The sequence below is a fragment of the Brachybacterium sp. NBEC-018 genome (assembly GCF_024860185.1).
GTDB lineage: Bacteria > Actinomycetota > Actinomycetes > Actinomycetales > Dermabacteraceae > Brachybacterium > Brachybacterium rhamnosum.
Genome location: NZ_CP100650.1, coordinates 1544985 through 1565446 on the forward strand (window position 1 = coordinate 1544985; position 20462 = coordinate 1565446).

The window sequence follows — 20462 nt, forward strand, 5'->3', positions numbered from 1 at the left end:
GAGCGGCCGGACACCGGACAGTAGACTGGACGAGGCCCTTTCCCCCCGCGATGGACGGAGACCGCATGCTGTTCATGCTCCTCGCCCATCTGCTCGCCGCGCTCCTCGCGCCGCTGCTGGTGAGGATGCTGGGCCGCAACGCCTTCTACCCGCTCGCGCTCGTGCCCGCGGCCTCCGCGCTCTGGCTCGCCACGGCCTTCGACCCCGCCTCCCTCGCGAGCGCCCCGGTCGAGATCTCCGCCGAGTGGATCCCGGCCTTCGGGATCGGGCTCGCCTTCCGCGTGGACACGCTGAGCTGGGTGCTCGCGCTCATCGCGACCGGGATCGGCGCGATCGTGCTCCTGTACTGCGCCCGCTACTTCAAGGACACCGAGCCCGCGCTGGGTCGCTTCGCCGGGGTGCTCACCGCCTTCGCCGGCGCGATGGTGGGCCTCGTCCTCGCGGACGACGTCATGGTGCTCTACACCTTCTGGGAGCTCACGACCGTCTTCTCCTACCTGCTCATCGGGCACTACCAGGAGAAGCAGTCCTCCCGCCGCGCCGCGATGAACGCGCTCATCTCGACCACCGCAGGCGGCCTCGCGATGTTCGTGGGCCTGCTGATGCTGGGCCAGGCCGCCGGGTCCCTCCGGCTCTCCGCGATCCTCACCGACCCGATGTGGTCCGCCCCCGGCCCGTACCTCGTCACCGCCGTCGTGCTCGTGCTCGCGGGTGCCATGTCGAAGTCCGCGCTCGTGCCCACGCACTTCTGGCTGCCCGGCGCGATGGCCGCGCCCACCCCCGTCTCCGCCTACCTCCACGCCGCCGCGATGGTCAAGGCGGGCGTGTACCTGATCCTGCGCCTCGCCCCGGCGCTGTCCGTGCTCGACGTGCTGCAGGTCGTCGTCTCCGTGATCGGCGCGGCGACGATGCTCCTGGGCGGGTGGCGCGCCCTGCGGCAGACGGACATCAAGCTCCTGCTCGCCTACGGCACCGTCTCCCAGCTCGGCTTCCTCGCCGCGATCGGCGCCCTCGCCACGCAGGACGCCGTGCTCGCGGGTCTCGCGATGCTCGTCGCCCATGCGGTGTTCAAGGCGCCGCTGTTCATGGTCGTCGGGATCATCGACAAGAAGTTCGGCACCCGTGACCTGCGCGTGCTCTCCGGGGTGGGGCGCGCTGTGCCCGTCGTCGCGGTGATCGGCATCGTCTCGGCCGCCTCGATGGCCGCGGTGCCGCCGCTGCTGGGCTTCGTCGCGAAGGAGTCCGTGTACACGGCGCTCTGGTACGGCGGCGCCTACCAGCGCGGTCTGCTCGTCGCGCTCGTCGCGGGCTCCGTGCTCACCGTCGCCTACTCGTGGCGCTTCGTGCAGGGGGCCTTCGGCCGCTCCGCCGGTGCCCCGCGCGCCCGCACCCCGCAGATCCCCGTGCTGTTCTGGCTGCCGCCCGCCGCGATCGCGGCGCTCTCGGTCGTGCTCGTCGCCCTCGCGGGGCCGCTCGAGGACCTGCTCACCGGCGCGGCCGCCGTGCTGCCGGAGCAGGAGACCCACGCCCACCTGCTCGTCGTGCCCCACCTGGGGGTGCCGCTCCTGGCGTCCGTGCTCACCCTGGGCCTCGGCGCGCTGCTCGCGGTCGCCGCCCGCCCGGTGCAGCGGCTCCAGCGCGCGGTCTCCCCGATGACCTGGGCGCGCGAGGGGCTCCAGGAGTTCCTCGACGCGGAGCGCCTGTTCCGCCGCACCATGCGCGGTGTCGACGCGCTCGCGGTCGCCGTGACCCCGCTGTTCCAGCGCGGCTCCCTGCCGTACACGCTCGGCACGATGCTCGTCGTGATGATCGCGCTGACCGTCCCCGTCGCGCTCACCCAGGCCCCGCTGCCGCAGAACCTCGTGCCCTTCCACTCGCCGGTCGAGCTGCTCGTGCTCCCCGTCGCCGCGCTCGCCGCGATCGGCGCGGCCCGCTCCCGGCGCCGGCTGCGGGCCGTCTTCCTCATCTCCGTCACCGGCTACGGCGTCGCCGTCCTGTTCCTCGTCTCCGGCGCCCCGGACGTCGCCCTCACCCAGGTGCTCGTCGAGACCGCGATGACGGTCGTGCTCGTGCTCGTCCTGCGCCGTCTGCCCCTGCACTTCTCGCGCCGCCCGCTGCGGATCGGGGCGATCGGGCGCTGGGGGATCGCGATCGGCACGGCCGTCACCCTCTGCGGCGCGGCGCTCTACGCGGCCGACGCCCGCTACCTCGACCCGCTGGGCCCCGAGCTCATCGAGCCCGCCTACACCTCCGGCGGCGGGCACAACGTCGTCAACGTGACCCTCGTCGACGCCCGCGTGTGGGACACCTTCGGCGAGATCACCGTGCTGCTCGTGGTCGCGACCGGCGTCGCCTCCCTCATCTTCGTCACCCGCCGCGAGCAGGGCATCTCCCGCGTGCGGGACCTGACCGCGGGCACCTCGATCTGGCGCCGCCACCCGGACACCCCGCTCCCGCAGAACGTCCTGAACTTCGACGCCCGCACCGACGAGGTCGCCGGCACGAACCGCTGGCGCACCTGGCTCTCCGCGGGCCTGACCCTCGCCCCCGAGCGCCGCATGGTGATCCTCGAGGTCATCACCCGCCTCGCCTTCCCGGTGATGATGATCTTCTCCGTGTACCTGCTCATGGCCGGCCACAACCTCCCCGGCGGCGGGTTCGCGGGCGGCCTCGTCGCCGGTCTCGCCCTGACCATGCGCTATCTCGCGGGCGGCCGCTACGAGCTCACCGAGGCCGCACCCGTGCAGGCGGGACTCGTGCTCGGCACCGGCATGGCGATCGCCTCCGCCGCCGCGGTGCTGCCGCTCCTGTTCGGCGGCACGATCTTCCAGACCGTCACCCCCGTGCTGCACGTGCCGCTGCTGGGCGAGGTCCACCTGCCGAGCGCCCTGCTCTTCGACGTGGGCGTGTACCTCGTGGTCCTCGGCGTGATCCTCGACTTCCTGCGCACCCTCGGCGCGCAGATCGACCAGCAGCAGGAGGCGGAGTCCGATGTCCGTTAGCCTCGCCCTCCTGCTCACCGCCGGCGTGCTCATCGCGTGCGGCGTGTACCTCGTGCTCGAGCGCACCCTCACCCGCGTGGTGCTCGGCTTCGTGCTGCTCGGCAACGGCGTGAACCTGCTGTTCGTGGTCGCGGCCGGCCGTCCGGGGACCCCGCCATTCGAGGGCACGGCGGAGCCGTCGGAGATGACGGACCCGCTGCCGCTCGCGATGGTGCTCACCGCGATCGTCATCTCGCTGGGCGTGACCGCCTTCGGCATGGCCCTCGCCTACCGGGCCTGGCAGCTCTTCGGCCACGACGAGGTCCCCGACGACGTCGAGGACCGCCGCGTGCTGCGCCGCAGCCGCCGCCGCAGCGGGGACGCCGACGACCTCCCGTGGTCGCAGGCCCTGAGCGAGGAGGCGCGCCGCGGTGCGCTGCGCCGCTCGCAGGAGCCGGGCCGGCCCGAGGACCCGCTGGGCGACGACCTCTCCGGTGCCGAGGACGTCCCGCAGGACGCGACCGAGGCCGACGAGGGGGAGGCGCGACCCGTGCGCCGGCCCGCCGGGGCCGTGGGAGACGCCGAGGACCCCGACGGGCCGGACGGATCCGACGGCGCGCCGACCACGGGGGATCCCGCCCAGGCGCCCGGCGCCGGACCCGCCGTCGAGACCGACCATCACCACCGCGACGGCAGAGGGGAGGCCTGAGACATGGAGCTGCTCCTCGCCCTCCCCGTCGTCCTGCCGCTCGCCGGGGCGGCCGCGACCCTGCTGCTGCGCCACCGCCACAAGGTGCAGCTGTGGCTCACCATCCTCACCCTCGCCGCGATCCTCGCGGTCGCGATCGCGCTCATCGCGCTGGTCCCCGCGAGCGGCGTGCTCGTCCTCCAGATCGGCGACTGGACCCCCACGCAGGGGATCGTGCTCGTCGCGGACAGGATCACCGCCCTCATGCTGCTCGTCTCGAGCGCGGTGACCCTCGCGGTGCTGCTCTACTCGAGCGGCCAGACGGTCGCCGAGAACTCCGAGCGCACCCCGGTCGCGATCTACCACCCCACGTACCTCGCGCTCGTCGCGGGCGTGTCCATGGCCTTCCTCGCGGGGGACCTGTTCAACCTCTACGTGGGCTTCGAGGTGCTGCTCGCCTCGAGCTACGTGCTGCTCACCCTGGGCGGCTCCGCGAGCCGCGTGCGCGCCGCGACGACCTACGTCATCGTCTCGCTTCTGAGCTCCGTCATCTTCCTCTCCGCGATCGCCGCGATCTACGCCGCGACCGGCACCGTCAACATGGCGATGCTCGCCGTGCGGCTGGACGGCCTGCAGGAGGGCACGCGCATGGTGCTCGAGCTGCTGCTGCTCGTCGCCTTCGCGATCAAGGCCGCGATCTTCCCGCTCAGCGCCTGGCTGCCGGACTCGTACCCCACCGCGCCGGCGCCCGTCACGGCGGTCTTCGCGGGACTGCTCACCAAGGTCGGCATCTACGCGATCCTGCGCCTGGAGACGCTGCTCTTCCCCGCCTCGCAGCTGTCGAACCTGCTGCTCGCGGCCGCCGCGCTGAGCCTCGTGATCGGGATCCTCGGCGCGGTCGCGCAGACGGACCTCAAGCGCGTGCTGTCCTTCACGCTCGTCTCCCACATGGGGTACATGCTGCTGGGCCTCGGCGTGAGCACGCGCCTGGGCATGACGGCGACGATCTTCTACGTCGCCCACCACATCACCGTGCAGTCCACGCTGTTCCTCGTCGCGGGCCTCATCGAGCAGCGCGGCGGCACCACGAACCTCGCGCGCCTGGGCGGCCTCGCGAAGGCCGCGCCCGTGATCGCGGTGCTGTTCTTCGTGCCCGCCATGAACCTCGCGGGCATCCCGCCGTTCTCCGGCTTCATCGGCAAGGTGGGGCTCGTCGAGGCCGGCATCGCCTACGACCGGCCCGCCGGCTGGATCCTGGTGGGGGCGAGCGTGCTGACGAGCCTGCTCACCCTGTACGCGATCGCGAAGATCTGGAACCGCGCCTTCTGGCAGGCCCCCTCGGAGGACGTCGTCGCGAACGACCATCCCGTGCCGCGCGTGATGACCGGGGCGACCACCGCCCTCGTCGCCTTCTCGGTGGGGCTCACCCTCGCCGCGGGCCCGCTCATGACCTACTCCGACGAGGCCGCCCGCACCGTGCTCGAGCGCACCCCGTACGTCTCCGCGGTGCTCGGCGACGAGGCCGCCGGTGAGCTCCAGTACCGCATCGACGACGCCGGCGAGAAGGTGGTGGAGCGATGACCCGCACGTTCGGCGACCTCCGCCGCTCCTGGGTGTGGCTGCTCGGCGCGGTCGCCGTGTGGTGCCTGCTGTGGGGCGCGGTCGACCTCAAGACGGTCCTCGGCGGCCTGCTCGTCGCGGCGCTCGTCATGGTGCTGTTCCCGATGCCGCCCGTCGGCCACGAGCTGACCCTGCGACCCCTGCGCTTCGCGTCGTTCCTCGTGCGCTTCCTCGGGGACCTCGCGGTCTCCGCGGTCCAGGTGGGCTGGTACGCGGTCCGTCCCGCGGGGCAGCCGGCGAGCTCGGTGATCGCGGTGACGCTCGCGAGCCGCTCCGACTTCTTCCTCACGATGACCGCCGTGCTCGCGACGCTCATCCCCGGCTCCGTCGTGGTCGAGGCGCAGCGGGCCACGGGCACCCTCTTCCTCCACGTCATCGGCGCGGCGGACGAGGAGCAGGCGGAGGCGCAGCGCGAGGCGACCCGGGCGCAGGAGCGGCGGCTGCTGCTCGCCCTCGCCCGGCGCGAGGTGCTCGAGGAGGCGGGACTGCGATGACCCCCGTCGACATCGCCCTGCTCGTGCTCGGCGGCGTGCTCGCCCTCACCGCGATCGCGGTCGTGGTGCGCATGATCATCGGCCCCACGATCCTGGACCGGGCCGTCGCCACCGACATGCTCGTGGTGCTGCTGGTGCTCGCCCTCGCGCTGTACACGGCGCACGCCCACGCCGCCTGGGCCGTGCCCTCGATGCTCACCCTCACGGGTCTCGCCTTCATCGGCACGGTGACCTTCGCCCGCTTCGTGGCCCGCGAGGACCCGGCCCGGCCCGGACGTCGCACCCACGGGGAGGCCTCCTCGACGGGCGGCTTCCGGGCGCTCGACCTCGAGCAGCCCGGGAGGGTCGCCGGCTGGGAGGACGGCGACGGTCCCGAGGGGGCCGACGGCGCGAACACCTGGCAGGACGTCGAGGTGGGGGAGGAGATCCCCGTCAACGCCCACGAGGACGCCGACGGCGGACCGGGGCCGGAGGCCGGCGACGGCCCCCGGACCGACGTCCGGGACCCCGACGATGACCACGACGACGAGGACGACGACCTCGTGGAGGGCTTCGGCCGTGAGGAGGGCCCGCGATGACCGCGCTCGAGATCCTCGCCGTGGTGCTCATGTCCCTCGGCGTGCTGCTCACGGTCGTCGCCGCCGTGGGCCTGCACCGCTTCGACGGCGTGCTCGCCCGCATGCACGCGACCTCGAAGCCGCAGACCCTGGGCCTCGTGCTCGTGTTCGGCGGCGTCGCCCTGCTCGTGGGCTCCTGGGCGCTCGCGGGGATGCTCGTGCTCGTGCTCGTCGCGCAGATGCTCACCGTCCCCGTGGCGAGCACGATGGTGGGCCGCGCCGCGTTCCGCCGCGGCTTCGTGCGCGGCGGCGAGTACGCGATCGACGAGCTCACCCCGCGCCTCGCCGACGTCGGCGACGAGGACGACGACGAGGACGGCTTCCTCGACGAGGGCGACGACCCGCACGAGGGCCTCGGGGCGCAGGCGGAGGACCACCGCTTCCCCGAGAACGTCGTCGCCGCGGAGGACGCCGCCGGCGCCGTCATCGACCACAACTGGGACGTCGACGAGGACGAGGACGACGACCTCGGCCCGGACCCCGAGAGCTACGACCTCGACCTGGGCGACGAGACCGAGCGCGAGGCGGAGGAGGTCGCGGAGCGCGACGCGCGCCGCTGACCCCTCACCGGGCGAGGAGGCTCAGAAGAGCCCGCGGGCGGTGCCGTCGGCCTCGACCCCCATGCGCAGGGCGGCCGGCTCCTTCGGCAGTCCCGGCATGGTCATCACCGCGCCGGTGAGCGCGACGACGAAGCCCGCGCCGATCCGCGGCACGAGGTCGCGCACGTGGAGCGTGTGGCCGTCCGGGGCGCCGAGCGCGGTCGGGTCCTCGGAGAAGGAGTACTGGGTCTTCGCCATGCAGACGGGCAGCGTGTCCCAGCCGTGGCGCCGGAGCATCCGCAGCTGGGCGGGGGCGCGGTCGGTCAGGAGCACCTCGCCCGCGCCGTAGACCTCGGTCGCGATCGTGCGGATCGAGGCCTCGACGCCGCCGGCGGGGTCGTAGAGCGGGCGGTAGTCCGAGCCCTCCTCGAGCACGGCGAGGACCTCCTCGGCGAGGGCGCGCCCGCCCTCCCCGCCGGAGGCCCACACCTCGGAGAGCGCCGCCCGGCAGCCCTGCTCGCGGGCCCAGTCGAGCACGGCGGCGATCTCGGCGTCGGTGTCCGTGGGGAAGCGGTTCAACGCGATGACGGGCTCGAGGCCGAAGCGCCGCAGGTTCTCGACGTGGCGGCGCAGGTTCGCGGTGCCGCGCAGCGCGGCGTCGACGTCCTCCGCGGCGAGGTCGTCCTTCGCGACGCCGCCGTGCATCTTCAGCGCCCGCACGGTGGCGACGAGCACCGCCGCGTCGGGATGGAGGTCGCCCAGGCGGGCCTTGATGTCGAGGAACTTCTCCGCCCCGAGGTCCGAGCCGAAGCCCGCCTCGGTGACGACCACCTCGGAGAGGTCCAGGGCGAGGCGGGTCGCGGCGAGGGAGTTGCAGCCGTGGGCGATGTTCGCGAAGGGGCCGCCGTGCACGAGCGCGGGCGTGCCGCCGAGGGTCTGCACGAGGTTCGGCAGCAGCGCGTCCTTGAGCAGCAGCGTGATCGCGCCCGCGACGCCGAGGTCGCCGGCCGTGACGGGGGAGCGGTCGTACCGGAAGCCCACGACGATCCGGGCGATGCGGCGCTCGAGGTCGGCGACGTCGGTCGCGAGGCACAGGATCGCCATGATCTCCGAGGCGACGACGATGTCGAAGCCGTCCTCGCGCGGCACGCCCTGGGTGGGGCCGCCGAGCCCGACGACGACGTGGCGCAGGGCGCGGTCGTTGACGTCGACGACGCGCCGCCACTGGATCCGGCGGGGATCGATGCCGAGCGCGTTGCCCTGGTGGAGGTGGTTGTCCACGAGGGCGGCGAGCGTGTTGTTCGCGATCTGGATCGCGTGGAAGTCACCCGTGAAGTGCAGGTTGATGTTCTCCATCGGCACCACCTGGGCGTGCCCGCCGCCGGTCGCGCCGCCCTTGACGCCCATCACGGGGCCGAGCGCCGGCTCCCGCAGCGCGACCATGGTCCGCTTCCCGGCGAGGGAGAGGGCGTCGGCGAGGCCCACGGTCGTAGTCGACTTCCCCTCGCCCGCGGGGGTGGGGGACATGGCGGAGACGAGCACGAGCTTCGCCGTGCCGCCCGACGGGGCCACCCGCGAGCGGTCCACCTTCGCGATGTGGTGGCCGTGGGGGACCAGCGCCTCCTCGGGGATGCCCGCGCGGGCGGCGATCTCGGCGATGGGGCGCAGCGTCGCGGCCTGGGCGATGGCGAGATCCGGGTTCTCGGACGGCATCGGTTCCTCTTTCTCGGGACGGAGGTGGTCCTGGGACGGCGGCGCCGGCGGGTGGCCGGCAGTCCTCACCCTAGGGTCGCGGCGCGGGGCGCGCGGCGGCTTCGCCGGGTTCCGGCCCCGTGGCCCCGCAGGCGCCCACGGTGTCGGGTGCGCCGCATCGCGGTGGGGACGTCTCGCACGCGGGTCACGGGCATGGGTATGCTCGGCCGGGGCAGCTCGCTGCCCCGGGCCCCCATCGTCTAGCGGCCCAGGACACTGGCCTTTCACGCCGGCGACACGGGTTCGAATCCCGTTGGGGGTACCAGCACGGGAGGGGCCCGGGCGCCGCGGTCGGGCGCCCGGGCCCCTCCCGTTCCGGCGGCACGGGGCGTAGCCTCGGGAGGACGCTACCGAGGGAGGTCCGCATGGACCGGGAGAAGCTGAGGCTGGTCGTCGTCCACGCGATCGAGAGCCGCACGAGCGAGGGGTCCCGGGACCCCTCCGATTTCGACGTCGACGCGATCGTCGAGGAGCTCGACACCCTCGCCCCGGAGGGGACGGTGCAGGAGCTGGACGGGGCCGACTGCTGGCGGATCATCGCGAAGCATGAGCGATGACGGACACCACCTTCGAGCGCACGGGCCGGTGCGGGATCGGCGGCTGCAGCAGCGCCGCGGTCTCCACGGTCGAGCTGCCCTTCGCCGACGGCCCGCGGCCCGTCGATCTCTGCGGCTTCCACCACGACTGGGTGCAGCGGCGGGGCGATCAGGGAGCCCCGGTCCCACGCGGTCGAGCGCCGCGTCGCGGACTGCGAGGGGCGTCACAGCAAAAGTGGTCATGACCCCCCGCGGACGTCCGGTAGAGTTATCCGAGTCGAGAGGCCGCGAGGCGGAACGACGAATGGCCCTGTAGCTCAGTTGGTTAGAGCGCCGCCCTGTCACGGCGGAGGTCGCCGGTTCAAGTCCGGTCAGGGTCGCCCCGCACAGAAGGCCCCGGAGCATCGCTCCGGGGCCTTCTGCATGCCCGGGCGGGTCACAGGGTCACGAGGAGCGGGGGCGGGCGGATCCTAGGGTTGAGGGATGAGCACCCCCGTCAACCACCGGATCCGTCTCGCCTCCCGCCCCCACGGCGTGCCCGCGCCGGAGGACTTCCTCCACGATTCCGCCCTGCTGCCCGTCCCCGGCCCCGGGGAGGCGCTGCTGCGCACCCTCCACGTCTCGCTGGACCCGTACGTGCGCGGCCGGATGAGCGATGCCCGCTCCTACGCCGCCCCCATGGAGATCGGGGACGTCATCGTCGGCGCGACCGTCGCCGAGGTCGTCGCCTCCGAGGCGGATGATCTCGCTCCCGGCGAGATCGTCCTCGGCTACGGCGGCTGGCAGGAGTACAGCGTCGAGCCGGCCGCGACGCTGCGCCGCCTCGACCCGGTCGTCGCCCCCGTCACCACCGCCCTCGGCGTGCTCGGCATGCCCGGCTTCACCGCCTACGCAGGCCTGCGCGCCATCGGGAGGCCGCAGGAAGGGGAGACTCTCGCGGTCGCCGCCGCCGCGGGGCCCGTCGGCTCCGCCGTCGGACAGATCGCCCGCCTGCGCGGCGCCCGCGCGATCGGCATCGCCGGCGGCGAGCGCAAGGTCGAGCACCTGCGCGGCCTCGGCTTCGACGAGGCCCTCGACCACCGCGCCCCGGACCTCCCGGGCCGCCTCGCGGGGGCCGCCCCGCACGGCATCGACGTGTACTTCGAGAACGTGGGCGGCGCCGTGTGGGACGCCGTGCTGCCGCTGCTGAACGAGTACGCGCGGGTGCCCGTGTGCGGCCTCGCCGCCCAGTACAGCGCCACCTCGCTGCCCGAGGGGCCGGACCGCTCGGGGCAGCTGCTGGGGCAGGTGCTCTCCCGGAGCCTGACCCTGCGCGGCTTCATCCAGCGGGAGTTCCGCGAGGAGATGCACGAGGACTTCCTGCGGGAGATGACCGCGTGGGTGCAGGACGGCTCCGTGCGCTACACGGAGGACGTCACCCGGGGCCTCGACCGGGCGCCGGAGGCGTTCGTCGGCATGCTGCGCGGGGACAACCTCGGCAAGGCCCTCGTGACCCTCGACTGATCCTGGACCGGCACCCGGCAGGCCGGCGCGGGGCGACCGTCGAGTCCGCGAGGGTGGTGTGCCTTACACCCGGGCCCGGCGGTTGGGAGCAGGGCGCGAGCCCTGCTAGCCTGTTCCTCGGTCGCCCCGCGGCCACGGCCATGACGGTCACGGCTCTGTAGCTCAGTTGGTAGAGCGTTCGACTGAAAATCGAAAGGTCACCGGATCGACGCCGGTCGGAGCCACCACGGAAGGCCCCCTGCCTCGCAGGGGGCCTTCGTCGTGCTCGGGGCCCGATCGCGCAGGGGCCCGGCCTCAGTCCTCGGGGCGCAGCCGTCCCTCGAGGTCCGGCCAGGGGATCCGGTGCCGCGCCGTGGGGGAGAGGGCCTTCGTGAGGAGGGCGTCGGCGACGACGATCCCGTCCCGGGACAGCTCGACGATGCCCACGCGGTGCAGCGCCTGCGCGGTGCCCGCGTCGAGCGTCCACAGGCCCGCGAGCTCCCCGATCCCGCGCTCCACGAGCCGCTCCTCGGCGGCGCAGTAGTCCGTGGGCCCGCCGACGGGGTGGCCGAGCAGGGAGCGCGGCTGCACCTGCTCGAAGTCCTCGTCGAGGGGCTCGAGGTGCCCCACGGTCTCCCCGTCCTCGCGGGTCGCCGCGACCCAGTGCGCCGTCGTGTCCATGGGGGAGAGCCTACGGCGGCCCGCGTGGGGATCAGGCGGCGGCGCGCTGCTCGAGGGGGCGACGGCGCAGGCGGGCGTCGAGGACCGGGGGCGTCGAGTACTCCTGGTCCATGCGGCCCACACCGGTCCCCGGCGGGACGATCTCGTCGATGCGGTCCAGCACGTCGTCGGTCAGCCTGACCTCCGCGGCGGCGAGCAGGTCCTCGAGCTGCTCCGGGGTGCGCGGGCCGATGATCGCCGAGGTCACGCCGGGGTGCGCGATCACGAAGGCGATCGCCATGTGGGTGAGGGAGAGTCCGGCGCCCTCGGCGAGGGTCAGGAGCTCCTCGACGGCGTCGATACGGCGCTCGTCCCGCAGCGCCGCGAACAGCGAGGTGCGCCGGAGGTCGCTCTCGACCCCGCGGCGCACGCGGCCGGTGAGCATCCCGCTCGCGAGCGGGCTCCAGATGAGGGTCCCCATCCCCTGTCGCTGGGCGACGGGCAGCACCTCGCGCTCGATGCCGCGATCCAGCAGCGAGTAGTGCGGCTGCTCGGTGCGGAAGCGCTCCAGGCCCCGCCGCTCGGCGATCCAGTGGGCCTCGACCATGTCCGACGCCGGCATGTCGGAGGTCCCGATCGCCCGTACCTTCCCGCTGCGGACCAGGTCTGTGAGGGCGGAGAGCGTCTCCTCGATGTCCGTGGCGGGGTCCGGTCGGTGCAGCTGGAAGAGGTCCAGGTGGTCTGTTCCGAGCCGGCGGAGGGAGTCCTCGACGGCGGTCATGATCCAGCGCCGCGAGGCGCCGCCCCGGTTCGGGTCCTCGCCCATCGGGCGCCCGAACTTGGTCGCGAGGACCACCTCGTCGCGACGCCCTCGCAGCGCGCGCCCGAGCATCTCCTCGGATTCGCCGTAGGCGTCGGCGGTGTCGACGACCGTGATGCCGGCGTCCAGGGCCCGCCCCACCATCCGGTCCACCTGGGTCTGGTCGCCGTTGCCGAACGAGCTGAACATCATCGCGCCGAGCGCGAGGGGTGAGACGTGGATGCCGGTGCGGCCGAGCGGTCGGTGCTGCATGGTGTCCTCCTGGGGTGTGCGCCGTGGCGCAGGTCTAGGCTGTCCCTCACCGGAACCGTCGTCCGGAAGTATGCGGAACTGCGTTCCGCTTGTCAACGGCAGGAGATCCGTGACCGCTCAGCAGGATGCCGGGACGCCCCGTCGCCGCCGCGACGCGGAGCGCAACGCCGTCGCGGTGCTCGAGGCCGCCCGCGAGCTCTTCGCCGAGGTCGGGGTGGACGCGCCCATGCGGAGCATCGCCGCGCGCGCGGGCGTCGGCGTGGGGACCGTGTACCGTCGCTTCCCGCAGCGATCGGACCTGATCATCGCCGTCTTCCGCCACGAGCTCGAGGCGACCGCGGCGGATGCCGAGCGGCTCGGCGACGAGCTCCCCCCGCCCGAGGCGCTGCGTGCCTGGACCCGGAGCCTCGCCGGCTTCGTCGCCGCCAAGCAGGGCTTCGGCAGCGCCCTGCACTCCGGGGATCCCGCCTACGCGGCCCTGCCCGAGCAGTTCCTGGGCCTCCTGGCCGAGCCCGTCCAGCGCATCCTCGACCGCGGCGCCTTCGAGGGGAGCCTCCGCCCCGGGCTGCGCGCCGAGGACCTCATCGTCGCGCTCAGCCACCTCATCGATCCGGAGCGTCCCGACGAGGTCGCGAGCGAGACCTCGATGATCCGCGCGCTGGTCGACGGTCTCGCCGTGCTCCCACCCGGACATGCTTCGATGACCGCATGATCGAGATCAGCCGCGCGGACTTCGAGGAGGCGGTGGACGACGCCCTCGACTCGCTGCCGGACGAGATCGCCCGCACCATCGCGGAGTCCAACGTCGTCATCCTCGTCGAGGAGGAGCCGGAGCCGCGCGGCGACGGCACCGAGCTGCTGGGCCTGTACGTCGGCATCCCGCTGGATCGTCGCAGCGTGTTCGACGGCTTCCGCGAGCCGGACCGGATCTTCGTCTACCGCGGGCCCCTGCGGCGTCACGCCCGCAGCCGCGAGGACCTCGTGCGGCAGATCGCCGTCACCGTGCTGCACGAGCTCGGGCACCTCTTCGGCCTCAGCGAGAAGCGGCTCCACGAGCTCGGCTGGGGCTGAGCCCCGGGCCGCCCCGTGACGGCTCAGTCGGGCAGGTCGACGTCGAGGTCGCTGAGCCCCGCCTCGTGGGCGATGATCGCGATCTGCACGCGGTTGGTGCAGTCGAGCTTCGAGAAGATCTTCGAGACGTGCGCCTTCACGGTCGCCTCGCTCATGAAAAGGCGCATGCCGATCTGCGCGTTCGACAGTCCCGCGCCCACCGCGCCGAGGACCTCCGTCTCCCGCTCCGTGAGCTGGTCCAGGCCCGGGTGACGGTCCTGGCGGGAGCTCGGGTTCGCCTCGGAGAAGTGCGAGAGCATCCGCTTGGTGACCGTCGGCGCGAGCATCGCCTCGCCGCCCGCGACCACGTGCACCGCGCGCGCGAGGTCCTGCGGCGGGGTGTCCTTGAGCAGGAACCCGCTCGCCCCCGCCTCGAGCGCCTGGAAGACGTACTCGTCCATGTCGAACGTGGTGAGCATGATGATCTTCGGCGCCTCCGCGAGCGCCACGACCGCCTTCGTCGCGGCGATGCCGTCCATCTGCGGCATCCGCACGTCCATCAGGAGGACGTCGGGCCGGTGGCGGTGCACGAGGGTCACGGCCTCGGAGCCGTCCTTGCCCTCGCCCACCACCTCGATCCCGGGATCCGCGCCGAGGATCATGGCCAGCCCGGCGCGCACCAGGGAGTCGTCGTCGATCAGTCCCACGCGGGTCACGTCGCCGGCCATGGGATCACCGCCCTCACTTCGAATCGTCCGTCGTCGGTGGGGCCGGAGGTGATGGTCCCTCCCGCGTGCAGCACACGCGTCTCGATCCCGGACAGGCCCATGCGGGCGCCCGGCAGATCCGAGGTGAACCCCTGGGGGAGAACATTACTGACCTCGATGATCAGCTCGGTCCCGGGCTCGCCGATGAGCGCCACCCGGGAGTCGGTGAGCCGCGCGTGCTTGTGGATGTTCGTCAGCCCCTCCTGGACCACCCGATAGGCGGTGCGGGCCAGGGCGTCCGGCACCGGGTCGTCGATGAAGTCGAACATCTCCACACTGATCCCCGCCTCGCGGGAGCCGGCGACCAGGGCGCGCACGTCCTCCCAGGTGGGCTGCGGGGCGAGCGGCGCCTCCTCGCCGTCGCCGCGGAGCACGCCGAGCACCTCCCGCAGCTCGTTGAGCGCGGAGGCGGCGGTCTGCCGGATGAGCCCGGCGGAGGCCTGCACCTGCTCCCGCTCGAGGTTCGGGTTCACCTCGAGGGCGCCGGCCTGCAGGGCGACCAGGGAGATCTTGTGGGCGACGATGTCGTGCATCTCGCGGGCGATGCGCGTGCGCTCGGCCCGCCGGGCCTGCTCCTCCGCGAGGCCGCGGCCGGACTCCGCCTGCTCCGCGCGCTGGCGCAGCTGGCCCAGCAGCAGGCGCCGGGTCGCGGTGTACATGCCCGTCGCGGTCGCCGCCGCGACGACGAGGACGCTCGTGAGCGCGCCCGTCACCGAGAGCATCGTGTCGCCGAGGAACAGGGTGGGCATCGCCCCCGCGACCCCCGCGACGGCCGCGATCAGCACCGTGCGCAGCCGCGAGGCGCTGCGCGTCGCGTAGGCGTAGGTGCCCACGACCATCACCACGAGGGAGCCGGCCAGGGCGTTGAGTGCGAGCACGAGCGGCAGCAGCCAGGGCCAGCGGGTCCATCGCCACAGCAGGGCGGCGCCGAGCACGAGCGTCACCGCGCAGGCCAGGAGGTCGGCGCGCCCGCTGCGCAGCACGAAGGTCAGCGCGGTCTCGAGGAGGACGAGGAGGGCGAGGCCCACCTCCTGCCACCGGCGTCTGACCGGCATCCCCAGCTCGTCCATCCGCCCAGCCTATCGGCGCTGAGAGGGGTGCGGCGCGCCCGGCGCCCTAGGATGTGCGGGCCCGCAGGGCCGTCCTCGTGACCGGCCCGGGGCCGCCCGACCCCCGCCCGTCCCTCGCCCGTCGACTGCGCCGGCTCGTCCCCGCCGGTGCGCAGGAGCCTCCATGAGCAGCCCCCGCCCCGTGCCCCGTCGCCCCCTCGCCCGCCTCGGCGTGCTCGCCGCCGCCGCGCTCCTCGCGGTCACCGGCTGCACCCCCGGAGGCGGCTCCGACGGGGCCGACGCCTCCGACGGCGGCGCGGACCAGGGCGCCGCGAGCACCGGGACGGGCACCGCGGAGCTCGCGGAGCTGGGCACCTCCCACGCCGCGGATCTCGACGTCGACCCGGCTTCGGACCCGGCCTACGCGCAGTACTACGACCAGCAGATCGACTGGGGCGCCTGCGAGGACGTGAGCGGCTCCGACGGGCTCGAGTGCGGCACCCTCACCGTGCCGCTCGCCTGGGACGACCCCTCCGCCGGGGACGTGGAGCTCGCCGTCGCCCGGCAGGGCGCGACAGTCGACGCGACGGGCTCGCTCGTCGTCAACCCCGGCGGCCCCGGCGGGTCCGGCGTGGACATGGCCGCCCAGGCGGATGCGTACTTCTCCGCCGATGTCATGGCCTCCTACGACGTGATCGGCTTCGACCCGCGCGGCGTCGCCCGCTCCCAGGGCATCGACTGCCTCTCCGACGCGGACCTCGACCAGATGCGCTCGGACACCTTCGACCTCCTCACCGAGGGCGGCGAGCTCGTGCAGGACCCGTGGGTCCAGCGCCTCGGCGAGGGCTGTGAGGCGGACCCGGACTCCGCGGAGCTGCTCCCGTACCTCGACACGGCCTCCTCGGCGCGGGACCTGGACGTGCTCCGCGCGGCCGTCGGCTCCGAGGAGCTCGACTACTTCGGCTACTCCTACGGCACCTTCCTCGGCTCGACCTACGCGGGCCTGTACCCGGAGCGCGTGGGGCGGATGGTGCTCGACGGCGCCGTGGACCCCACGCTCACCGCGGACGACTTCAGCACCGGCCAGGCGGGCGGCTTCGAGCAGGCGACCCGCACCTTCCTCGAGGACTGCCTCGAGCAGGGCGAGGGCGAGTGCCCCTTCACCGGGGACGTCGACGCCGCCGTGCAGCAGCTCCTGGACCTGTTCGAGACGGCCGAGTCGGACCCCCTGCCCACGGACGACCCGGACCGCCCGCTCACCGGAGCCCTCGCCCGCTCCGCTGTGCTCATGCTCATGTACGACGACAGCTCCTGGCAGTACGGCCGCGAAGGGCTCGCCGCCGCGCTTCACGGGGACGGTCAGATCCTCCTGAACATCGCGGACCAGTCCGCGAGCCGCAACCGTGACGGCAGCTACAGCGGCAACGGCAACGAGGTCATCACCGCCGTGAACTGCCTGGACCGTCCGGGGCTCGCGAGCGAGGAGGAGGAGACCGCGCTCGCGGAGCAGCTCTCGCAGGACGACCCGGTGTGGGGCTCCTCCTTCTCCTACGCCGCCACCACCTGCGGCTACTGGCCGGAGAAGCCGGTGCGCGAGCCCGCCCCCGTCACGGCCGACGGCGCCGCCCCGATCGTCGTCATCGGCACCACCGGCGACCCGGCCACCCCCTACGCCTGGGCCGAGGCCCTCGCCGACCAGCTCTCCTCGGGCGTGCTGCTGACCTTCGAGGGCAACGGGCACACCGCCTACGGCCGCTCGGGCGGCTGCATCGAGGAGCAGGTCGACGCGTACCTGCTCGAGGGCACCGCCCCCGCGGAGGGCACCCGCTGCTGATCCTGTGCGGCGCCGGATGTGACCTGCGGCGGGATCCGCCCCGGCGTTTTGCGCCGGGGGCCAGGAGTCGCCTACAGTGATCCGGTCCGCCGTGATCGGCGGTGACGCCGCCTTAGCTCAGTCGGTAGAGCGATTCACTCGTAATGAATAGGTCGCCGGTTCGATTCCGGCAGGCGGCTCCACAGGTCAGGTCCGGATTCCCCGCGAGGGGGACCGGGCATTTCTCGTGCCGAGATGCCCATCAGGTCCCCCTTCTGGGCTCCGTTGCCCCTCGGGATACCCATCGCGGTGCGTCGCACCTCGAATGCACACTTGCGCCATGGACGGATAGCTGACCCACACTCGGCACGGCTGGGCCGAGCCCCTGCCCCCTCGGTGCGCGTGCGGGGGCTCGAGGTTAGTCGTCGGCTGGCGATCCTGCCTCTGTGGCGGCGGGCCGCTCTCGGGTGGGCATCAGACGTTGGAGTGCCGGGACTGCGGCAGGCTGGAGGACCTCGGCTGAACGGACCCGTCGGGGGTGATCCACCGGTGACGGTGCCGGGGTGCCGCGGGTACCCTCACGGGTTGGACTGCGACCTCTTCGACTGCACCGCAGACGCGACGGTGCCGACGGTCCTCGAACTGCGCCCCGCGGACGGCGAGCAGCCCGTGACCGTGTGCGACTGGCACGCCGGCTGGGTCGAGCGGATGGAGCGGGCCGAAACTAGCTGGGATCGCGCGGGGAGGGGATTCCTCCAACTAGATGAGGGCAGGCCTATGACTCCGGTCGATCGCACTGGGCGCCGTCTGGTCGACATGGGGGCTTACCCCGACGCGCGGGTCTACGAGCCGCCTCCTCTGAGCGCATGTACGGACGTTGTTGTCCCGATCGACCTCACCGACGAGCTGAAGCCGCAGACTGTGCAGAACGTCTACCGTGACCTCGTCGTGCGGTTCGCGATCATGCCCTACTTCGCGGAGCCGGGCGGAGAGATCCACGAGGTCTCACGGATCGACACCTGTCATGGCGCCACGATCAGATGATCGATGAGGCTGAGGAGATCTTTCGAAGGTGGAAGCGATGAGCACCGTTCGAGCGAGGCTCGAGGTCGCACGTGCGTTCGGCAAGTTGACCGCGACCGCTGACGGGCGCGAGTACCTGCGCGCCAACAAGTACCAGTCGGGGACCCCTGCCCTCGCGGTCGAGTACGACGACGCCATTCATGAGGTGCTCGAGCGGATGACCCAGTACAGCGGGGATGAGGTCGTCGTGGCCATGCTTCGAGACTCCGGAATCCAGGTCGTGGGGTTCACCGGCTCCACGCCTGGTGATGAGTCCAGCGAGGTTTCCCGTTACTCGTGCATTGGGATGCTGTTCGATGCTCTGGCCCAGAGCTAGCGGCGTGAGCGCTTTAAGTTCACCGACACTCGCCTTGGCGGTTCGGTGAGCTTCAGTCGCTCCCTGAAGGTTGCCCTCCCGACCTGACCCTAGACGCACGAATGCGCCCCCACCCTCCCGTGGGAGAGGGGGGCGCTTCGTCGATTGCGCGGCCCTTGACCGGCTCGCTGTTGCATCGCCGGGCGTAGCATCACGCCTCCAGCGGCGTACCGATCGTCGGAGCCCTCGTTGATCAGAACGTGCACGGACTCCGCCGGTGCGCCGGTGCTGGCGACGATCGCTTCGGTGACGCCTGCGGCGATCCATATTCATGGAATCGCGAATACCAGATTGATAACACGATAATAGCCACGAGCTACCTCAGTTACATTAACCGTGATGGGCAGTCCGCCATCCAGGCTTCCGGCTGCGCCATTCTTGAACGTCACTTGGACCGTTTCCCCAAGATGCACTGCCCGGCCCAGCGAGCGACAGTGCCCCATTTCCAGGTGCGCAAGCGCAATCGAGTCCACCTTGGCCGAGAGGACACTTTGCGTACCAATGTTGCGCACGGTGAACCCAAGCGGCAGGCGCCGCCGCCCAACGCCCTCCGGGGAACTCTGAATGGCGGCTGGTAATCGGCTTGTGGGGTATAAGAGAGCACAGAGTAGAAGCGTTGCCGCCAGACCAAGGGCTCTGAGAGCTACCAATGATACCCCCTCTCTTGGCCGGCAGTGATGCCTGTGCCGCGAACATTAACGGAGGGGGGTTGAAGTTCGCCATACCTACTGCCAAGTAGCGGACAGCGAAGTTAGCTGTGGCATCGAAGGCTGAGGTCGAACAGGGTGAGCTCTACGGTCAGCACCCGCCCTAGCCAGCCGATCGCTCCGGACCGACTCAACGTGCTGACAAGCGTCGCCCAAGTTGCTAGCATCTGCGAACGCGAGTCCGAGATGAGCGATTCGCCAGCCTCTACAGGGGTCACCTCCATGACTGAATCTCGGCAGGTTCCACGTCGGACCATCGCGCGCGGAGCTCTATGGGCTGCACCAACCTTGGGGCTGCTCGCCGCGTCATCCGCGCCCGCCTTGGCGTTGTCTCCGTCTTGCCAGAACTGCTCTACCCCACTCGCGGGAGGCGGCGCTTCCACGGCCGTTGTCACCGGCAACCGTGGCGCGTTGGCGATCGCGGGCGCGTTCACCGCCCAGTTGACGGGCTGCACAGGTCTGGTGGCGGGCGGAGTCGTCACTACTCATCAAGCAACGCTGACGATGTCTGACGGCAACGTGTACACCACCACGGCGAACCTCGGAGTCGGCCCGCACGTGGCGGGAGTCGCAGCGCTCGGCAGTGGTATTTCGTTCCCGAACGTACGCTTTCCGAACGGCACCTATGCGTCGGCCGCTGGCGTCGGCTCTCTTCCGGTGCGTCCGCGCTCACTGTGCTTCTCCCTCTCTATCCCTATCCGCATCGGTGGCACCGTCAACGATTGTTCCCAAACGGTCTGCTTCGCCCCCTCATTCCTTAACGCCAACTTGGGGCTGATCGCACTCGGCTCAGGGACAGTGACCTACGGAACCGTGTGGCAATCCGCCTAGAGTGCTCTGCCGTCCATAGTTGCTGAGCCAGCAGTGCCCCGCCATCAAGAAGATGGGTGGGGTGCTTCGCTGTCACCCGATTTGACCGGACAAGTACGCCGGGCCGAGGATCAACCCCAGGCCGAGCACGAGGAGAGCCCAGCCAGCGCACGAGGTGGGGACGCCGGTAGTGGCGTACTGGTTGCCCCAGGACTTCACCCAACGCGTGGAGACCGCGAGGAGGATGAGCCCAAGCGCGGCGACGGCACGTCCGATGATCATGATCAACTGCATGGAGACCATGGTGCCGTCGCGCTGCGCCCGATTCGTCATCCTGCAGGGTCGCGGTCATCAGGCCCCAGCATCATCTGCATCGTGAATCGTGAA

21 protein-coding genes and 4 tRNA genes are annotated in these 20462 nt (G+C 72.0%); 18 read left to right on the forward strand and 7 right to left on the reverse strand.

The genetic code is table 11. The features are described 5' to 3' along the window. Nucleotides 1-65: 65 nt before the first annotated feature. The 6 genes from NLU66_RS06830 to mnhG are packed head-to-tail and all read left to right on the forward strand — an operon-like array spanning nucleotide 66 to nucleotide 6960. Nucleotides 66-3002 (forward strand): Na+/H+ antiporter subunit A, encoded by a 2937-nt coding sequence (locus NLU66_RS06830; protein WP_259362182.1) that lies wholly within the window; start codon nucleotides 66-68, stop codon nucleotides 3000-3002. Further along, nucleotides 2992-3690, forward strand: a complete 699-nt coding sequence (locus NLU66_RS06835) for a Na(+)/H(+) antiporter subunit C (protein WP_259362183.1) — start codon at nucleotides 2992-2994, stop codon at nucleotides 3688-3690. Before NLU66_RS06830 ends, NLU66_RS06835 begins: the two co-directional genes overlap by 11 nt. A gap of 3 nt (nucleotides 3691-3693) precedes the next feature. After that, nucleotides 3694-5250: a Na+/H+ antiporter subunit D gene (locus tag NLU66_RS06840; RefSeq protein WP_259362184.1), complete on the forward strand. Its 1557-nt coding sequence runs from the start codon at nucleotides 3694-3696 to the stop codon at nucleotides 5248-5250. Continuing rightward, nucleotides 5247-5783 (forward strand): Na+/H+ antiporter subunit E, encoded by a 537-nt coding sequence (locus NLU66_RS06845; RefSeq protein WP_259362185.1) that lies wholly within the window; start codon nucleotides 5247-5249, stop codon nucleotides 5781-5783. The genes NLU66_RS06840 and NLU66_RS06845 overlap by 4 nt, the downstream gene beginning before the upstream one ends. Further along, nucleotides 5780-6361: a monovalent cation/H+ antiporter complex subunit F gene (locus NLU66_RS06850; protein WP_259362186.1), complete on the forward strand. Its 582-nt coding sequence runs from the start codon at nucleotides 5780-5782 to the stop codon at nucleotides 6359-6361. Before NLU66_RS06845 ends, NLU66_RS06850 begins: the two co-directional genes overlap by 4 nt. Continuing rightward, the gene (gene mnhG / locus NLU66_RS06855) at nucleotides 6358-6960 is read left to right on the forward strand and encodes a monovalent cation/H(+) antiporter subunit G (RefSeq protein WP_259362187.1); all 603 of its coding nucleotides are present in this window, start codon (nucleotides 6358-6360) and stop codon (nucleotides 6958-6960) included. Before NLU66_RS06850 ends, mnhG begins: the two co-directional genes overlap by 4 nt. A 21-nt stretch (nucleotides 6961-6981) precedes the next feature. Here the strand turns inward: mnhG and NLU66_RS06860 are convergent, their stop codons facing one another. Then, on the reverse strand, nucleotides 6982-8652 hold the full coding sequence (locus NLU66_RS06860) for a formate--tetrahydrofolate ligase (RefSeq protein ID WP_259362188.1): 1671 nt from the start codon (nucleotides 8650-8652) through the stop codon (nucleotides 6982-6984). Nucleotides 8653-8880: 228 nt separating this feature from the next. On the opposite strand from NLU66_RS06860, the gene NLU66_RS06865 reads away from it, so the two are divergent. The 5 genes from NLU66_RS06865 to NLU66_RS06885 all read left to right on the forward strand — a co-directional run bounded on the left by NLU66_RS06865 (nucleotide 8881) and on the right by NLU66_RS06885 (nucleotide 10957). Next, nucleotides 8881-8956, forward strand: a tRNA-Glu gene (locus NLU66_RS06865). 100 nt (nucleotides 8957-9056) lie between these two features. Next, nucleotides 9057-9248 carry a hypothetical protein gene (locus tag NLU66_RS06870; RefSeq protein WP_259362189.1) on the forward strand — a complete coding sequence of 64 codons (192 nt, stop codon included), beginning with the start codon at nucleotides 9057-9059 and terminating at the stop codon, nucleotides 9246-9248. Between the two features lie 285 nt (nucleotides 9249-9533). Then, nucleotides 9534-9607 (forward strand) — tRNA-Asp (locus tag NLU66_RS06875). A gap of 103 nt (nucleotides 9608-9710) precedes the next feature. Further along, the gene (locus tag NLU66_RS06880) at nucleotides 9711-10730 is read left to right on the forward strand and encodes an NADP-dependent oxidoreductase (protein ID WP_259362190.1); all 1020 of its coding nucleotides are present in this window, start codon (nucleotides 9711-9713) and stop codon (nucleotides 10728-10730) included. A 151-nt stretch (nucleotides 10731-10881) separates the two neighbouring features. Next, nucleotides 10882-10957, forward strand: a tRNA-Phe gene (locus tag NLU66_RS06885). A 67-nt stretch (nucleotides 10958-11024) separates the two neighbouring features. Here NLU66_RS06885 and NLU66_RS06890 read toward each other — a convergent pair. Both NLU66_RS06890 and NLU66_RS06895 read right to left on the reverse strand, forming a co-directional pair. After that, nucleotides 11025-11390, reverse strand: a complete 366-nt coding sequence (locus NLU66_RS06890) for a hypothetical protein (protein WP_259362192.1) — start codon at nucleotides 11388-11390, stop codon at nucleotides 11025-11027. A 31-nt stretch (nucleotides 11391-11421) separates the two neighbouring features. Beyond that, a complete protein-coding gene (locus tag NLU66_RS06895) occupies nucleotides 11422-12441 on the reverse strand; it encodes an aldo/keto reductase (RefSeq protein ID WP_259362193.1) in 1020 nt (339 codons plus the stop codon). Between the two features lie 109 nt (nucleotides 12442-12550). On the opposite strand from NLU66_RS06895, the gene NLU66_RS06900 reads away from it, so the two are divergent. Further along, the gene (locus tag NLU66_RS06900) at nucleotides 12551-13153 is read left to right on the forward strand and encodes a TetR/AcrR family transcriptional regulator (RefSeq protein ID WP_259362194.1); all 603 of its coding nucleotides are present in this window, start codon (nucleotides 12551-12553) and stop codon (nucleotides 13151-13153) included. Beyond that, nucleotides 13150-13512: a metallopeptidase family protein gene (locus tag NLU66_RS06905; RefSeq protein ID WP_259362195.1), complete on the forward strand. Its 363-nt coding sequence runs from the start codon at nucleotides 13150-13152 to the stop codon at nucleotides 13510-13512. The genes NLU66_RS06900 and NLU66_RS06905 overlap by 4 nt, the downstream gene beginning before the upstream one ends. 23 nt (nucleotides 13513-13535) lie before the next feature. Here the strand turns inward: NLU66_RS06905 and NLU66_RS06910 are convergent, their stop codons facing one another. Together NLU66_RS06910 and NLU66_RS06915 are read right to left on the reverse strand one after the other, a co-directional pair. Next, entirely contained in the window at nucleotides 13536-14219 is a 684-nt protein-coding gene (locus NLU66_RS06910) for a response regulator (RefSeq protein WP_259362196.1), read from the reverse strand. Beyond that, the gene (locus NLU66_RS06915) at nucleotides 14204-15328 is read right to left on the reverse strand and encodes a sensor histidine kinase (protein WP_259362197.1); all 1125 of its coding nucleotides are present in this window, start codon (nucleotides 15326-15328) and stop codon (nucleotides 14204-14206) included. The genes NLU66_RS06910 and NLU66_RS06915 overlap by 16 nt, the downstream gene beginning before the upstream one ends. A gap of 163 nt (nucleotides 15329-15491) precedes the next feature. Between NLU66_RS06915 and NLU66_RS06920 the strand changes: the two genes are divergently transcribed. The 4 genes from NLU66_RS06920 (at nucleotide 15492) to NLU66_RS06935 (ending at nucleotide 18519) form a co-directional block, all read left to right on the forward strand. Beyond that, complete coding sequence (locus tag NLU66_RS06920) at nucleotides 15492-17141, forward strand: alpha/beta hydrolase (RefSeq protein WP_259362198.1); 1650 nt, start codon at nucleotides 15492-15494, stop codon at nucleotides 17139-17141. Nucleotides 17142-17247: 106 nt separating this feature from the next. Further along, nucleotides 17248-17323, forward strand: a tRNA-Thr gene (locus NLU66_RS06925). A 382-nt stretch (nucleotides 17324-17705) separates the two neighbouring features. After that, the gene (locus tag NLU66_RS06930) at nucleotides 17706-18164 is read left to right on the forward strand and encodes a hypothetical protein (RefSeq protein ID WP_259362199.1); all 459 of its coding nucleotides are present in this window, start codon (nucleotides 17706-17708) and stop codon (nucleotides 18162-18164) included. 37 nt (nucleotides 18165-18201) lie between these two features. After that, nucleotides 18202-18519 carry a hypothetical protein gene (locus NLU66_RS06935; RefSeq protein ID WP_259362200.1) on the forward strand — a complete coding sequence of 106 codons (318 nt, stop codon included), beginning with the start codon at nucleotides 18202-18204 and terminating at the stop codon, nucleotides 18517-18519. Between the two features lie 89 nt (nucleotides 18520-18608). Here the strand turns inward: NLU66_RS06935 and NLU66_RS17725 are convergent, their stop codons facing one another. After that, nucleotides 18609-18827, reverse strand: a complete 219-nt coding sequence (locus tag NLU66_RS17725) for a tautomerase family protein (RefSeq protein ID WP_416232193.1) — start codon at nucleotides 18825-18827, stop codon at nucleotides 18609-18611. Between the two features lie 849 nt (nucleotides 18828-19676). Between NLU66_RS17725 and NLU66_RS06940 the strand changes: the two genes are divergently transcribed. Continuing rightward, the gene (locus NLU66_RS06940; protein WP_259362201.1) at nucleotides 19677-20096 is read left to right on the forward strand and encodes a hypothetical protein; all 420 of its coding nucleotides are present in this window, start codon (nucleotides 19677-19679) and stop codon (nucleotides 20094-20096) included. Between the two features lie 72 nt (nucleotides 20097-20168). Here the strand turns inward: NLU66_RS06940 and NLU66_RS06945 are convergent, their stop codons facing one another. Beyond that, nucleotides 20169-20408 carry a hypothetical protein gene (locus tag NLU66_RS06945; RefSeq protein ID WP_259362202.1) on the reverse strand — a complete coding sequence of 80 codons (240 nt, stop codon included), beginning with the start codon at nucleotides 20406-20408 and terminating at the stop codon, nucleotides 20169-20171. Between the last annotated feature and the right edge of the window lie 54 nt (nucleotides 20409-20462).

Coding starts and splice junctions, on each gene's coding strand:
- NLU66_RS06830 (WP_259362182.1), top strand. CDS start 66: ATGCTGTTCATGCTCCTCGCCCATCTGCTCGCCGCGCTCCTCGCGCCG.
- NLU66_RS06835 (WP_259362183.1), top strand. CDS start 2,992: ATGTCCGTTAGCCTCGCCCTCCTGCTCACCGCCGGCGTGCTCATCGCG.
- NLU66_RS06840 (WP_259362184.1), top strand. CDS start 3,694: ATGGAGCTGCTCCTCGCCCTCCCCGTCGTCCTGCCGCTCGCCGGGGCG.
- NLU66_RS06845 (WP_259362185.1), top strand. CDS start 5,247: ATGACCCGCACGTTCGGCGACCTCCGCCGCTCCTGGGTGTGGCTGCTC.
- NLU66_RS06850 (WP_259362186.1), top strand. CDS start 5,780: ATGACCCCCGTCGACATCGCCCTGCTCGTGCTCGGCGGCGTGCTCGCC.
- mnhG (WP_259362187.1), top strand. CDS start 6,358: ATGACCGCGCTCGAGATCCTCGCCGTGGTGCTCATGTCCCTCGGCGTG.
- NLU66_RS06860 (WP_259362188.1), bottom strand. CDS start 8,652: ATGCCGTCCGAGAACCCGGATCTCGCCATCGCCCAGGCCGCGACGCTG.
- NLU66_RS06870 (WP_259362189.1), top strand. CDS start 9,057: ATGGACCGGGAGAAGCTGAGGCTGGTCGTCGTCCACGCGATCGAGAGC.
- NLU66_RS06880 (WP_259362190.1), top strand. CDS start 9,711: ATGAGCACCCCCGTCAACCACCGGATCCGTCTCGCCTCCCGCCCCCAC.
- NLU66_RS06890 (WP_259362192.1), bottom strand. CDS start 11,390: ATGGACACGACGGCGCACTGGGTCGCGGCGACCCGCGAGGACGGGGAG.
- NLU66_RS06895 (WP_259362193.1), bottom strand. CDS start 12,441: ATGCAGCACCGACCGCTCGGCCGCACCGGCATCCACGTCTCACCCCTC.
- NLU66_RS06905 (WP_259362195.1), top strand. CDS start 13,150: ATGATCGAGATCAGCCGCGCGGACTTCGAGGAGGCGGTGGACGACGCC.
- NLU66_RS06910 (WP_259362196.1), bottom strand. CDS start 14,219: ATGGCCGGCGACGTGACCCGCGTGGGACTGATCGACGACGACTCCCTG.
- NLU66_RS06915 (WP_259362197.1), bottom strand. CDS start 15,328: ATGGACGAGCTGGGGATGCCGGTCAGACGCCGGTGGCAGGAGGTGGGC.
- NLU66_RS06920 (WP_259362198.1), top strand. CDS start 15,492: ATGAGCAGCCCCCGCCCCGTGCCCCGTCGCCCCCTCGCCCGCCTCGGC.
- NLU66_RS06935 (WP_259362200.1), top strand. CDS start 18,202: ATGAGCACCGTTCGAGCGAGGCTCGAGGTCGCACGTGCGTTCGGCAAG.
- NLU66_RS06945 (WP_259362202.1), bottom strand. CDS start 20,408: ATGACGAATCGGGCGCAGCGCGACGGCACCATGGTCTCCATGCAGTTG.